The organism is Nocardia tenerifensis NBRC 101015 (genome assembly GCF_000308715.1).
GTDB lineage: Bacteria > Actinomycetota > Actinomycetes > Mycobacteriales > Mycobacteriaceae > Nocardia > Nocardia tenerifensis.
The window spans coordinates 1-13,967 of the sequence record NZ_BAGH01000273.1 but is presented as its reverse complement, the minus strand read 5'-3'; the positions used below and the strand labels follow the sequence as shown (position 1 = coordinate 13,967).

Sequence of the window (13,967 nt, the reverse complement as noted above, 5' to 3'; positions counted from 1 at the left end):
GAGGCCGTGTGCCGAGACCTCGAGTGCCGAGACCTCGAGTGCCGAGAGGCCGTGTGCCGAGACCCCGTGTGCCGAGACACTGAGTGCCGAGACCCCGCGTGCCGAGAGGCCGTGTGCCGAGTTCCCGAGTGTCGAGGCTCAGGAGCGGGTTCAGACCTCCACGGACTGGTCGGCGACCACTCGGCCGCCGAGGCGGACCCAGCCGTCGGAGTCCCACTCGGTGAACAGCTGCGACCCCTCGCCCTGGGTGATCACCAGGCCGCGGCGCAGCAGGGCGGTGATGGCGACGGCCGCGGCGCCGGTGGCCTCGTCCTCGGCGATGCCGAAGGTGGGGGCGAACATTCGCGAGCGCAGAGCTCCGCGGTTCTCGTCGGTCCAGGCCCAGAAGTAGTGCGGGCCGCCGGTGAAGTCGTCGGGGCGCAGGTTCGTCAGCTCGTCGAGGTCCGCGAGCTGATGGAAGGTGAAGTCCGGGGCCCACTCACCGCGCGCGGTGATCCAGGTGAGACCCTCGGCCAGCTCGACGGCCACCGGCCCTGCGGGAACGGTGAGTTGCCGTACCGGCTTACCCTGCTCGGCGAACCACCACGCGGTGCCCACCGACGGATGCCCGGCGAACGGCAGTTCGACGGCGGGAGTGTAGATCCGCACGCGCGCGATCTCGTCCACCGGCTCCTCGACCACGACGGTCTCGCTGTACCCCGCCTTCGCCGCGAGGGCCTGCCGATCGGCTTCGGGCACGTCCTCGGCGCGCGCGAGCCCGAGCTCGTTGCCGAATCGCCCGGCGGAATCGGTGAAAACCCGCACCACGTCAACCTGTATACCCATGGTTACCGAGCCTACTAGCCGGTGCCGACAGCGAATCGAGGCACGGCCCCGCGCCGCGCGTTCGCCGATGCGTCGTCGCTGATCACCGGGGTACGACAAAGGCCGTCGACGATCCGTTGGACGGACCGTCGACGGCCTGGTGCCGAAATTCGCTCAGACCGCCGCGGCGGCAAGCGTTTCCGTCGACTGCACGGCCTGGCCGACGCCGGCCACGATCGCGGCCGCGCGCAGCGCCTCGAAGATCACCTCACGCGACACGCCCGCCTCGCGCAGCGTGTGCTCGTGGGCCTCCAGGCAGTGCCCGCAACCGTTGATCGAGGAGACCGCGAACGACCACAGCTCGAAGTCGGCCTTCTCGACGCCCGGGGTGCCGATGATCTGCATGCGCAGACCGGCCCGCAGATCGTCGTAGCGCCCGCCCAGGAACGCTTTGCCACGGTAGAACACATTGTTCATGCCCATGATCGACGCGGCGCCGAGCGCGGCGTTGTACGCCTCCTCGGACAGCACGTCGGCCGCTTCCTCCGCGATCTCGCGCAGCGTGGTCGCCGAGCGGGTCGCGGCCGCCGTCGCCAGCAGGGTGCCCCACAGCTGCTGCTCGTTCAGCACCGTGGTGCGCGCCAGCGATGACAGATTGAGCTTGAGGTCCTTGGCGTACTCGGGGAGGGAGTTCTTCAGGTTCTCAATGCTCATGCGTTTCTATCCTCGGATCCATCCCCGCTCGCGCGGGGAACAGTGAAATGGGTGTGGAACATGTACTGGCGCGGTGGTTTTCCGACTCAGACGCTCGCGGCGAGCAGCTCGCCGGCGTTGATCGTCGGGTCGCCCTTCTTCCAGTTGCAGGCGCACAGCTCGTCGGACTGCAGGGCGTCGAGCACACGCAGCACCTCGTCGACGTTGCGGCCGACCGAGCCCGCGGTGACGGAGACGAACTGGATCTCGTTGTTCGGGTCGATGATGAACGTCGCGCGGTCGGCGACCCCGTCGGCGTTGAGAACGCCGGTGGCCGAGGCCAATTCGCGCTTGAGGTCCGACAGCATCGGGAACGGAAGGGTCTTCAGATCCTCGTGCTGGGCCCGCCACTGGAAGTGCACGAACTCGTTGTCGACCGAGGCGCCGAGCACCTGCGCGTCGCGGTCGGCGAATTCGTCGTTGAGCTTGCCGAAGGCCGCGATCTCCGTGGGGCACACGAAGGTGAAGTCCTTCGGCCAGAAGAACACGATCCGCCACTTGCCCGCGTGATCGTCGCTGGTGATCTGGGTGAAGTAATCGTCAGGCTGCTGAGCGTCGACCTTGGACAGATCACCACCGATGACGGCGGTGAGGTTGTATGCCGGGAACTGGTCGCCGATGGTCAGCAAGGCCATGCCTAATCTCCTCGTTCTGGTGGGTTTGCTAGCGCTGTGCGGAAAGCGGAAAAGCTCCCTTTCGATCTTGCCGGAAGGGCTGGTGAAAGGTAAAGGTGATCAGTCGCACTACACTGATAGCCGTGACCGATCAGACTTATCAGCCGACCCTGTCACAGCTGCGTGCGTTCGTGGCGGTCGCGGAATACCGCCACTTCGGCACGGCCGCAGCGCGGCTCAGTGTGAGCCAGCCCACGCTATCGCAGGCGCTCGCGGCCCTCGAACACGGGCTCGGACTGCAACTGATCGAGCGCAGCACGCGGCGGGTGCTCGTCACCGCCGCGGGAATGCGGTTGCTGCCCAAGGCGGTGGCGACGCTCGAGGCGGCGGATCGTTTCGTGGCTTCGGCGACCGGTGACGGTCTCGGGGGCGCGCTGCGGATGGGCATCATCCCGACGGTAGCTCCGTATGTGCTGCCGGGGCTCCTGCCCGAGTTGCGGAAGAAGTTGCCCGCGCTGCACCCGCAGGTGGTCGAGGATCAAACCGCGCGGCTGCTCGAGGGGCTGCGTACCGGGGTGCTGGACGTCGCGCTGCTCGCGTTGCCGACCGAGGTGCCCGGCTTGGTGGAGATTCCGTTGTACACCGAGGAATTCGTGCTGGTGACCCCGCGCGGCCACGAGCTGGCGGGCCGCACCGACCTGGCTCCTTCCGTGCTCGACTCGCTGCCGCTGCTGCTGCTCGACGAGGGCCACTGCCTGCGCGACCAAGCCCTGGACCTGTGCCGCTCCGCGGAGATCCATCCCGCGGCGGTCGGTGACACCCGCGCCGCCTCCCTGTCGACCGTAGTGCAGTGTGTCGCAGGAGGTCTCGGCGTCACGCTCATTCCCGAGATGGCGGTCGCGTCCGAAACCGCCCGGGGCACATTGGATACCGCGCATTTCGCCGCCCCGGCCCCCGGCCGCACCATTGGCTTGGCTTATCGCACGTCGACCGCCCGCGCGGAGGACTACGAGTACCTCGCCGCGATTATCCGGACCCAGCGCCCGATGTGAGAAATGTTCGGTGCCAGTCTGTTTGGTGCCACTGCCCATGCGCGAGCATTCTGTCAGTGTCGAGTATCGGCATCGGGGATCTGACAGGAGCGCCATGAGAAGGGGTCGACGTCGGGTTGGCAGAGCCATTGTTGTTCGCTTACCGGCACTGCAATTGCGGAGGTTGGAGGTTCTGATCGGCCGCGTATGCCCACACGATCCCGCCGAGCGCGGCGGCGATCCCCGGTCGCGCGTCCACCACTCCGTTCCTGCCGACCATCGCCCCGGCTGGCGGGTGTCCGCGGTCTTCGATCGCCCGCATTCGCCCTCGCCGCCGACTCCCGGCCGGTCAGGCACGTGGCGTCCGGCGCGTGCGGGGGTCCGAGCATCAGCACTGCTTGGAGCTGGATCGGATAGGAGCTGTGAATGAGCCAGCTGTCGCTGACGGGCAGGCGATGGAATGAAGTTGCCGGGCAAGGGCATTCGTTGTTCGCCTACGGCACACTGCAATTCCCGGAGGTACTGGAGGTCTTGATCGACCGCGTACCTTCGCTGACCCCCACCGCCGCTCCAGGCTGGCGGGTAGCCGCACTCACCGACCGCCTCTACCCGGGCCTCGTCGCCGCCCCGTCCAGTGTGGCCCACGGCGTCGTACTCGATGATCTCACCGCGTCCGAGTGGGCAATCCTCGACACTTTCGAAGACGACGAATACGACCTCCGCACAATCTCTGTGCTCGATCCACCGAGGACCGCGTTGACCTACGTCTGGACCGACGTTGTCGGGCAGGCGCTTTGGCATCCTGAGGTCTTCATCGAGAACCATCTTCCAGCCTTCCTCGCGCGTACTCGGACATGGCGGACAACCCTGCGCTGGCAGTCCGCGATGGCGAGCCTGCCGCTATAGGTGCGGGCCGATGGCCAGCACGGTGATGATGGAGATCGGTTCACCAGCGCGTTCGATATCGGGGCCGTACATCCAGTAGACGCGCCAGGCGCCAGGCGTGTGGTTCTCGATGTAGGAGTCCCAGATCTTCTCCTTCTCCAGGCCCGGGAAGTTCTGGTAGCGATGGGAGTTCAGGCCGGGATACAGCGGATCTGTTTGCAGCAGACCGAGGGCCTTGCGGACCTTCCTGAGTTTCGTTGCCGTGTTGGGTCTTTGGGTCAGGGAGTGCAGCGCGTCGGCTGCGGCGGGGGCGAAGCGCAGTTCGTACGCCACCGGTCAGGCCTTGTCCTCGGGATCGTCGGCGAATCGCGCGAAGTCGCCGAGGTCCACCGTGTTGCCGGCCTCGGCGGCGTCGACGCCCTGGCGGATCTGCTCGGCCAGGCGTGGGTTTTCCCACACCATCATTTCGCGTTCCAGAATCGAGACCACCGGCACCAAAATCACCACCCCGTCGCTGTCGATGCGTATCTGATATCGGCGGCCGGGACGCGCGCCCGCGCGCCCCAATGCGACGCGCCCTCGGGAGTCGGCCTCGCTCTCTCCCACGATGTCGAAGCGGCTCAGGTCCACACCGGACAATGCCATCGCATCTACCTCCGTACCCATCTTGTCACCAATGCACCAGGTGGGCAATGCCCACTTCGATGATCGCATAGATAGTCCAAGACGACCGGCACTACGCGAGGCTCCGCCGACGAAAGCTCAAGACATGCCCTGCGAAACACACCGGCTCCCAAGCCGAAATCGCTTGGGAGCCGGTGAGTTCGCCAGAGCTACACCCGCAGGGAGTACGGCTCGATCGCGCCGCGCTCGAGGGCACGCGCGTCGACGGTCTCCGGGCGGTAGGGCAGCTTGTCCAGGCGGTCGGTCATGCGCTGGACCGGATCGTCGATCCGCTCGTTCATCCCGAACAGGAACGTCCACTCGTGCTCGTCGCTGCCGTACTGCACCACCGTGTCGAACTGCTCGTGGAAGCGGTTCCAGGAACGCTTCAACGTCTCGTTGCGCCACATGGTCGCACAGCCCGCCTGGGCGCTCAGCACGCCGCCGGGGGCGAGCAGGGCGCGACATCGGGACAGGAACTCCGACTCGTAGAGGCGGTTGTGCTGCGCGTCTTCGACCCGCTCGTCGGGCAGGTCGATCACGATGACGTCGTAGCGGGTGCCCGCCTCGGCGGCCTGGGCCAGGAAGTCCCAGCCGTCGGCGTAGTGCACCTTGATCGGGCCCTCGCCCTTGACGGCGGCGGTCAGCTCGTCGCTGGTGTAGCCGTAGGGCAGATGCTCGGCGCACAGTTCGACCTCGAGCTGATCGATGTCGACGTGGTCCACCAGCGACGCGCCGGCCGCGACCGACATCTGACTGGCCACGCCCTCACCGGAGCCGATGATGAGCACCTTGTCCACCGTCTCGGCCAGCGCGAAGGCGGGGACCATCATGGCCTCGTGGTAGGTCACCTGGGAGAACTCCGTGGACTGGCGATCGTCGTCGGAGAACAGGCTGATGCCCTGCTCGGTGCGCGCGATCACCATGTGCTGGAACGGAGTATTGGTGTCCACGATGACCTCGTGCAGGTCCCAGATGCGGGTCAGGCCCGCGCCGACCGGCTCCTCGATCCGCTGCGAGCCGTGCCCGCGGCGGATGACCTGCATGCGAACATCCTTGGGCGACAGTCTATCTCGTAGGAGTTCGACGGCCTTCGACGCACCGGCGCCGATACTGCCGCAGGTGAAGACGTCGACAAAGATGTCGCCGGACTCCGGATAAGTGTGAATCGAGGCGTGAGACTCCGACAACAGCGCGAGGACAGTCACCCCCTGCGGATCGAACTTCTTGTGTACGACATCGCAGATGGTGACGCCCGCCGCGGTCAAAGAATCACGCAACGCCGATTCGAGTTGTTCGAGGTCGTCGCAGAGGGCCGCGTCGACACCACCGAACTCGGCCAGCACGTGCCAGCCGGTGAAATCCGCCGTCATGGCAAACTCACTCTCGCTCAGCGCCCGAGACGTGAACGGTCAGGGGCGGAAAACCATTGAAGGACACCGACGAATAGCTCGCGGTATAGGCACCGGTGTCGAGGATCTGGATGCGATCACCGGCTCGCAACGTGGTCGGTAAAAGGACTCGCGTGCGTTGATACAGTACATCGTCTCCGTCGCAGGTCGGACCAGCCACCACCGCCTCGTCGACGGGGTCGCCGTCCCGATCCGTGACGAATCGGTACGCGATGTACTCGTTCTCGGTCTCGGCCATTCCGTTGTACCGGCCGATGTCGAGATACACCCAGCGCCGGGCGTCCGGCGCGATGCGCACGCCGACAACCTCGGCGTGGATGATGCCCGCGGAACCGACCAGCGCGCGGCCGGGCTCGACCACCAATTCGGCGGTCTCGGGCAGGAATTCGGTGACGGCGGCGTCGATCACCGCCGCGATCTCGGCCACGCCGGGCGCGGGATCGGCGTACGCGATCGGCAGACCGCCGCCGATGTTCACCGACCGGATGTGAATATCCTTGTCGGCCAACGCTTCCGTGATGCGCCCCGCCTGTTCGATGCCGATCCGCCACGCGTTCGGGTCCAGCTGCTGGGACCCGACGTGGAAGTACGGCCCTCCGACGATCAACCCCAGATCGCGGGCCCGCACCAGCAGCCGGAACGCCTCGCCCGGCGTGCAGCCGAACTTGGTGCCGAACGGGGTGCGCGACTCGGGCGCCGAAGCCAGGAAGCGGCATTCGACCTCCGAGCCCGGCGCGTGCTCCACTATGCGCAGCAGGTCGTCCTCGGTGTCGAAGGCGAACCGGCGCACGCCGAGCGCGTACGCGCGGGCGATGTCGGCGGCCTTCTTGATCGGATTGCCGTAGCAGAGCGTGTCCGGCTCGACGCCGAGCGCGAGGCACAGCTCGATCTCGCCGATGCTGGCGACGTCGAACTCGGCGCCCTCCTCGTCGAGGGCTCGGATGAGCTCCGGCACCGGACTTGCCTTGACCGCGAAGCGAATCCTCGCCGCGGGCATGGCGGCGTGGAGCGCGTGGAAATTCGCACGCACTCGCTCGGGGTAGATGACAAGGAACGGTGATTCGGGCGCCCGGGGATGGCAGGAGGCGGAGCCGACGGGGTGGGTAAGCATAGTTGATCTTTCGCTTGGCAGCAGCGGGAAGAGTATCAGCGGCCCATACCCAGAAACGAATCCGTCAAACCTGGCGAACTCCGCCCTCGGGCGAAGCCTCCGCAAACGGGCACGAAGTAGCCGTTGACCTGTATGGATTCCGTCGAAATTGGGGGAAGGGCGGCGGTGCGGTCAGCCCGCGGACACCGTGATCTCGTCGAAGACGACCTCACCCGCGGCGTCGGACTCGGCCAGGTCCACCACGCCGACGATCGACCAGCCGTGGTCGCCCGCCGGGTCGTCGAGGACCTGACGCACCTGCCAGAAACCGGGTCTTCGTTCGATCTGGAACAGCTGCGGTCCGCGCGCGTCCTGGCCGATGCCGATGCTCTCGTACTCGGCGAAGTAGGGGGCCAGCTCGGTCTCCCAGTCGGGCCCGGTGCCCAGCTCGGCCAGCAGATCCCAGCGCCGCAGCGCGGCCAGCTCGACCCGGCGGAACATGGCGTTGCGGATCATCACCCGGAACGCGCGCTCGTTGGCGGAGATGGGACGCACCGTCTCGGCGCCGAAGGCGAGCTGGTCGGCGTCGATCTCCGCGCCGGGGTTGGTGAGCTGCTCCCACTCGTCGAGCAGGCTCGAGTCGACCTGGCGGATCAGCTCGCCCAGCCACTCGGTGATGTCGTCGAGCTCCTCGGTGCGCGCGCTGTCGGGCACCGTGCGGCGCAGGGCGCGATAGGCGTCGGCGAGGTAGCGCAGCACCACGCCCTCCGAGCGAGCCAGCTCGTAGAACGAGATCAGCTCGGCGAAGGTCATCGACCGCTCGATCATGTCGCGCACCACCGACTTCGGCGACGGCGCGAACTCCGACACCCACGGGTGGCCTGCGCGGTAGGTCTCGAACGCGGGCTCGATCAGCTCGGCCAGCGGCTTGGGCCAGGTGACCTCCTCGAGCAGCTCCATCCGCTCGTCGTAGTCGATGCCGTCGGCCTTCATCTCGTTGATCGCCACACCGCGCGCCTTGTGCTGCTGAGCCATCAGCAGCTGGCGCGGATCCTCTAGCGTCGATTCGATGAGAGACACCACATCGAGGGTATAGCCGGGCGCGTCTTTGTCGAGGAGGTCGAAGGCGGCCAGGGCGAACGGTGACAACGGCTGGTCGAGCGCGAAGTCGCGCTGCAGGTCGACGGTGAGGCGGGCGCGGCGGCCCTGCGCGTCGGGTTCGTCGAGCTGCTGAACCACCCCGGCGTCGCGCAGCGCGCGGTAGAGGCGGATGGCGCGCAGGATGTGCCTGCGCTGGGCGGGGCGTGGCTCGTGGTTGTCCTCGAGCAGGTGGCGCATCGCGTCGAAGCAGTTGCCCGGCCGCGCGATTACGTTGAGCAGCATGGAGTTCGTCACGGTGAAGCGCGACACCATCGGCTCCGGCTGGGCCGCGACGAGGCGGTCGAAGGTCTCCTCGCTCCACGAGACGAAACCCTCGGGAGGCTTGCGCCGCACCACCTTTCGCTGCTTCTTCGGGTCGTCGCCCGCCTTGGCGAGCAGGCGGGTGTTTTCCACCTCGTGCTCGGGGGCCTGCACGACGACGGTGCCCATGGTGTCGTAGCCCGCGCGGCCCGCCCGGCCCGCGATCTGGTGGAACTCACGGGCTTTCAGCCTGCGGGTGCGCACGCCGTCGTACTTGGTCAGGCCGGTGAGCAGGACGGTGCGGATGGGGACGTTGATGCCGACGCCGAGGGTGTCGGTGCCGCAGACGACCTTCAGCAAACCCTCCTGCGCGAGGCGCTCCACGAGGCGGCGGTACTTCGGCAGCATGCCCGCGTGGTGCACGCCGATGCCGTGGCGGATCAGCCGCGACAGCGTCTTGCCGAAGCCGGAGGCGAAGCGGAAACCGCCCAACGCCGCGGCGATCGCGTCCTTTTCGGCGCGGGTGGCGAAATTCACGCTCGTCAGCGCCTGGGCGCGTTCGAGCGCGGCGGCCTGGGTGAAGTGCACCACGTAGACCGGGGCCTGATGGGTGGTGACGAGCTCTTCCAGAGTCTCGGTGATGGGGGTGCGCGCGTAGGAAAAGGTCAGCGGCACCGGGCGTTCGGTGCCCGCGACGATCGCCGACGGACGCCCGGTGCGGCGTTCCATGTCCTTGGCGAAGAAGTCGACCTCGCCGAGCGTCGCCGACATGAGCAGGAACTGGGCGCGGGGGAGCTCCAGCAGCGGAACCTGCCAGGCCCAGCCGCGATCCGGGTCGGCGTAGAAGTGGAACTCGTCCATCACGACCTGGCCGACGTCGGCGGCCGCGCCCTCGCGCAGGGCCAGGTTGGCCAGGATCTCGGCGGTGGCGCAGATGATCGGCGCGTCCGGGTTGACCGCGGCGTCGCCGGTGACCATGCCGACGCGTTCGGCGCCGAACACCTCGCACAGCGCGAAGAACTTCTCGCTCACCAGCGCTTTGATCGGGGCGGTGTAGTAGGTGCGTTTGCCCTGGGTGAGCGCGAAGAGGTGGGCGCCGACGGCGACGAGGGACTTACCGGAACCCGTCGGCGTCGCGAGGATGACATTGGATCCCGACGCCAACTCCAGCAGCGCCTCGTCCTGCGCCGGATACAGCGGGGTGCCCTGCTCGGCCGCCCAAACCCCGAAGGACTCGTACAGCGCGTCGGCGTCGGTGCCCGGTATCTCCAGCAGCTCGGTCAGATCCACTCCGCACACCCTACGGGCTGGCGCCCGCGAGCTTGTTACCGCTGCTGGCCCGTCCCCGGACCGGTGTCGCCCTCGTAGCCGCCCTGCTCGGCGAGGAAGCGCTCGAACTCGGCGCCGAGCTCCTCACCGCTGGGCAGCTCGCCGTCGGCGACGATGAAGTTGTCGTACTGGCGTTCCAGCGCGTGCACGACCGTCTCCACCTCGGTGTTTCCGGCGATCTGCGCGTTGACCTGTTCGCGGACCCTGGCCGCGGCCTCGCCGAGCGCGGCGAGCGGAAGGTCCAGGCCCGCGTTCTCGGACACGTTCTCCAGCAGGGTCTGCGCGGCCTCCGGGTAATCGGTCTGTGCCAGGTAGTGCGGCACGTGCACCGAAAAGCCGACCGACTCGTGACCGTGCTGGGCCATCCGGTACTCCAGCAGTGATGAGGCGCTGCCGGGCACCTGGAGCTCGCCGGGCCAGCGCTGATGCTCGGTGATGAGGTCGCGATCGGAGGAATGCGCGGTCACTCCGAGCGGACGGGTGTGCGGGATCGCCATCGGAATGGCGCTGAGGCCGATGCTGCGGCGCACGCCGAGCTGCTCGGCGAGCAGGCGCACTGCGGTGGTGAACTTCTCCCAGCGCAGGTCCGGTTCGATGCCGGCCAGCAGCAGGAACGGGGTGCCCGCCGTGTCGCGCAGTGCCCAGAGGTTGAGCTCGGGCTCGGCATAGTCGGAGAAGTGATCGGTCTTGAACGTCATCAGCGGGCGGCGCGAGCGGTAATCGAGCAGTTCGTCGACGTCGAACGAGGCGACAAGCTCGCTCTCCAGGCTCTCGCGCAGGTGCGTCGTGGCAAGGCGCACCGCGTGCCCGGCATCGGTGAAGCCCTCCAGTCCGTGCACGAGGACGGGGCCCTCGCCGTCGTCGGACGACAGCTGCGGAGCGGGAAACTCCAGTTCGTACATTCGCGACTCGTGGTCCATCGCGTGCTCCTTCCTGCGCGGATCCTCCAGCTCGGTATTGCCGCGTCGTCGACACCGAAATCGTTCGAGACGAGCGATGTCCGACACAGGCAGCGTCCGAGACGTCGGGACCATGTCCATTGTCCCCCATGCCGGTGACGGTCACCGCGCACGGTCGGACACCGACCCATACGACGGGGCAACAGCGTTCGCGCCCCGCGCATTCCCGGTGCGGCGGCGTGGCATCGCGGGCGGGCACGGGGAGTTTGGCACAGTGGGGTGGGTGACTGTGGCGGATTCGGCGCGCAAGGGGGCGGGCATCGCCGTGTCCGCGGCGTGTGCGGCGTTGCTCGCCGGCTGCGGGTCGACGGTCGCCGGGCATCCGGTCGCGCGGGAACAGACCGCGGTGACGCGGCACGTGGACGCCGCCTTGTCGACGTTGCTGGTGGATCCCGCGCGGTTTCCGGCGGGGTATCCGGCGGTGGTGTTGCCGGCGGAGGCGGCGACTCAGGCGGCGGGGGATCTGACCGGGGTCGGGCGAGGTGCGCGGGTGGAGCCGGGCGAGTGCGCGCCGTCGCCACAACTGGTCGGGCCGGACAAGACGGAGGTCGCCGTCGGCACCGACGAGGCGACGCGGGCGACCCTCACGCTGGAGTTGACCCGGACGGAGGAGCCGCTCGCGCGGCTGCGCGGTGTGCTGAGACGGTGCGAGTCGGTGCGGGTGAGCAAGGGCGGGGCGATGACGACGGTGACGACCGAACTCGTCTCGCCGCCGTCGTCGGACGAGGCGGAGGACGCGTTGGCGTTTCGGCGGACCGTGACGCCGGATGTCGGTGGGGCGGGGTTGACGCAGACGACGTGGACGTCGGCCGGGCAGGTGGGGGATGTGCGAATCCTGGTGACGTATATGACGTTTTCCGGTGGGGAGCCGGATATGGACGCGGTGGACGAGTTGTTCGAGGCGGCGGTGCGGCGGGTCGCCGCTGGAGGTAGGTAGGAGCCTTCTGCGGTCACCGCCTTCAACACCTTGATTCGCCGCACACGCTTTCGCATGCGATTCGGTCGAGGGTCGCGGGCCGGCTTTCTCCACAGCGCGGCAGTATCCCCAAGGCTGCTGTATCGCCAGGTCAGCGCGGTGGGACCGGCCGAGGGAGCGGGCAGTCTCGACGCCATGACCACTCCCTCGAACCCCCACTCCGCCGGTCGTGTTCGCGCACAGGCCGATTCCGCGCTTGAAGGCACCGACTCCGCTCGGGACGAAATCTTGTGCGCCCGTCCGGCATTGCCCAACGGTGAACGCAGTTCCCGGGCGCCGGTGAGTCTCTCCGCCGCGTTGCGATCGTGTCAGTTTCTGCGGAACGGGGAGCGTGCGCGGGGCGGCCATCTGGCGCGCTCGGCCGCCGGCGAGGTGCGGGCCGACGGTGCCGCACGGGCTGAGGATGCCGTCGATGCCAGGCCGGCTGACGGTGCTGTGACACCGGGCGACACGGTGCGTACCGTGCGGCTGGAAGACGCCGCGCGATCGAAAGATACAGTGCGGCCGGAAGACATCGTGCGGCCGGAAGACTCGGGGCGCCTGAAAGATATCGTGCCAGTTGATGTTTCGATGCTGACCGGTGATCTCGGAACGGTGGAGGATGCGGCGCGATGGCGCGACACCGGGACTCCCGCGGACACCGACCGGTGTGGCGGCATCGATCTCAGCGCAGACACCGATCGGATCGGGGATTCTCGAAGCACAAGTTTCAGCGGTCTGGCCGAGTACTCCGAATTTCGGGCGGACGATCGGGAACGCACCCTTGTCTGTGCCGATCAGGCACCGCCGTTCGACGCCGACGAGCCGGATAGCGCTGTGTACGTGGAGGAACCGGGTGAGGTGATCGCGGCGCTGCCCGCGATGATCGGGTTCCCGCCGGAGCGGTCGCTGGTCGTGCTGGTGCTGCGGTCGACGCCGGCGCGCGGTGACGGGGCGATCATCGACGCGGTGGTGCGGTTCGACCTGGACCAGGACGGTGGGCGGCGCAGGCTTCGAGCGGGCATGGTGGCGCAGTGCATCCTGCAGATCTGCGCGCACGACGACGTGGCCGAGGTGCTCGCGATCGTGGTCGACGATCGGGCCGTGGAACCTTCGGCGCGGCGCTCGGAGCTCGGGGAGCGGTGCGGCAGTGGACGATTTGAGGTGCTGATCGACGCGTTGGACCGGCGGCTCGCCGCGCAGGACATCCTGCTCGCCGGGGCGTGGGCGGTGTGCGCGATCGAGCCGGAGCAGAGCTGGTGGAGCCTGGTCGGCCCGGATCGTCGCGGAGCGCTGCCCGATCCGGCCACGTCCGCGGTGGCGCTGTCGCACGTTCTCGACGGTCGGCAGATTCGTGCGTCCCGCGCGGAGCTGACGGCACTGGTCGAGGTGGACGTCGAGCTGCGCGATCAGGTGGCGGCGGTGCTCGACAGCGCGCTGTCGATCGCCCGTGACCGTTATGCGCGGGCGGTGCGGCGCGGTGACCCGAGCGACTACAGCAGGCACGCCCTCGACTACGTGCTCTGGCAGATCGCGAACACCGAGTCCGGCGTGGAACTCATGGTGCCCGAACTCGCGGAACTGGCTGCCTCCCTGCGTGATCGGGCCGTGCGCGATGCCATGTTCGCCCTCGCCGTCGGCGATCACGCCGTCGCGGCCGAGGGCATGTGGGCCGCCCTGACCCGCGCCCTGACCGGCCGCGACCGCGCCGAGGCCGCCGCTCTGCTCGGCTACAGCGCCTACGTCCGCGGCGACGGCCCTCTCGCCGGCATCGCCCTCGAAGCCGCCCTGGACGCCGACCCCGACCACCCCATGGCCACCCTGCTCGAAGCATCCCTCATGATCGGCATGCGCCCCGACCAACTCCGCCGCCTCGCCCGCACCGGCTACGACACCGCCGCAGACCTCGGCGTCGATTTGACCTCAGCCCTCCCCTGAACCCAGCAAGCAGGATTGGCCGGCGGCGTGTGCGGACCGGCCCGAATTCACCACGGTCCGCACACCGTCGCAGGGGCTACGACACCGTTGCGGGTGTCCGTGTGGACCTGGCCTCGGCCATCCGCTGAAGTTC

Annotated in this window: 13 protein-coding genes; 4 read left to right on the top strand and 9 right to left on the bottom strand. The window is 68.1% G+C overall.

Features of this window, described 5'->3' with window-relative positions; translation table 11 throughout:
• Positions 1-150: 150 nt before the first annotated feature.
• The 3 genes from ON39_RS21135 to ON39_RS21125 form a co-directional block, all read right to left on the bottom strand.
• The gene (locus tag ON39_RS21135; protein ID WP_040736914.1) at positions 151-825 is read right to left on the bottom strand and encodes a PhzF family phenazine biosynthesis protein; all 675 of its coding nucleotides are present in this window, start codon (positions 823-825) and stop codon (positions 151-153) included.
• Between the two features lie 153 nt (positions 826-978).
• On the bottom strand, positions 979-1,518 hold the full coding sequence (gene ahpD, locus ON39_RS21130; RefSeq protein WP_040736913.1) for an alkylhydroperoxidase, AhpD family: 540 nt from the start codon (positions 1,516-1,518) through the stop codon (positions 979-981).
• Positions 1,519-1,604: 86 nt separating this feature from the next.
• The gene (locus ON39_RS21125; protein WP_040736911.1) at positions 1,605-2,192 is read right to left on the bottom strand and encodes a peroxiredoxin; all 588 of its coding nucleotides are present in this window, start codon (positions 2,190-2,192) and stop codon (positions 1,605-1,607) included.
• 122 nt (positions 2,193-2,314) lie between these two features.
• On the opposite strand from ON39_RS21125, the gene ON39_RS21120 reads away from it, so the two are divergent.
• Positions 2,315-3,223 carry a hydrogen peroxide-inducible genes activator gene (locus ON39_RS21120; protein WP_040736924.1) on the top strand — a complete coding sequence of 303 codons (909 nt, stop codon included), beginning with the start codon at positions 2,315-2,317 and terminating at the stop codon, positions 3,221-3,223.
• Positions 3,224-3,628: 405 nt separating this feature from the next.
• Positions 3,629-4,108, top strand: a complete 480-nt coding sequence (locus tag ON39_RS21115; RefSeq protein WP_051186873.1) for a gamma-glutamylcyclotransferase family protein — start codon at positions 3,629-3,631, stop codon at positions 4,106-4,108.
• Here the strand turns inward: ON39_RS21115 and ON39_RS21110 are convergent.
• The 6 genes from ON39_RS21110 to ON39_RS21085 form a co-directional block, all read right to left on the bottom strand.
• Positions 4,103-4,420, bottom strand: coding sequence for a hypothetical protein (locus ON39_RS21110; RefSeq protein WP_040736910.1), 318 nt, complete (start codon positions 4,418-4,420; stop codon positions 4,103-4,105). The genes ON39_RS21115 and ON39_RS21110 overlap by 6 nt on opposite strands.
• 3 nt (positions 4,421-4,423) lie before the next feature.
• Positions 4,424-4,801, bottom strand: a complete 378-nt coding sequence (locus ON39_RS21105) for a hypothetical protein (RefSeq protein WP_211336511.1) — start codon at positions 4,799-4,801, stop codon at positions 4,424-4,426.
• A 119-nt stretch (positions 4,802-4,920) separates the two neighbouring features.
• On the bottom strand, positions 4,921-6,123 hold the full coding sequence (speD, locus tag ON39_RS21100; protein ID WP_040736908.1) for an adenosylmethionine decarboxylase: 1,203 nt from the start codon (positions 6,121-6,123) through the stop codon (positions 4,921-4,923).
• A gap of 7 nt (positions 6,124-6,130) precedes the next feature.
• The gene (locus ON39_RS21095; RefSeq protein ID WP_051186871.1) at positions 6,131-7,273 is read right to left on the bottom strand and encodes a type III PLP-dependent enzyme; all 1,143 of its coding nucleotides are present in this window, start codon (positions 7,271-7,273) and stop codon (positions 6,131-6,133) included.
• 171 nt (positions 7,274-7,444) lie between these two features.
• A complete protein-coding gene (locus ON39_RS21090) occupies positions 7,445-9,943 on the bottom strand; it encodes a DEAD/DEAH box helicase (protein WP_040736907.1) in 2,499 nt (832 codons plus the stop codon).
• A 35-nt stretch (positions 9,944-9,978) separates the two neighbouring features.
• Positions 9,979-10,902, bottom strand: a complete 924-nt coding sequence (locus tag ON39_RS21085; protein ID WP_040736906.1) for a proteasome assembly chaperone family protein — start codon at positions 10,900-10,902, stop codon at positions 9,979-9,981.
• Positions 10,903-11,164: 262 nt separating this feature from the next.
• On the opposite strand from ON39_RS21085, the gene ON39_RS21080 reads away from it, so the two are divergent.
• Both ON39_RS21080 and ON39_RS21075 read left to right on the top strand, forming a co-directional pair.
• The gene (locus tag ON39_RS21080; RefSeq protein WP_051186874.1) at positions 11,165-11,878 is read left to right on the top strand and encodes a hypothetical protein; all 714 of its coding nucleotides are present in this window, start codon (positions 11,165-11,167) and stop codon (positions 11,876-11,878) included.
• A gap of 609 nt (positions 11,879-12,487) precedes the next feature.
• The gene (locus tag ON39_RS21075) at positions 12,488-13,834 is read left to right on the top strand and encodes a DUF4192 domain-containing protein (protein WP_083894588.1); all 1,347 of its coding nucleotides are present in this window, start codon (positions 12,488-12,490) and stop codon (positions 13,832-13,834) included.
• Positions 13,835-13,967: the final 133 nt, after the last annotated feature.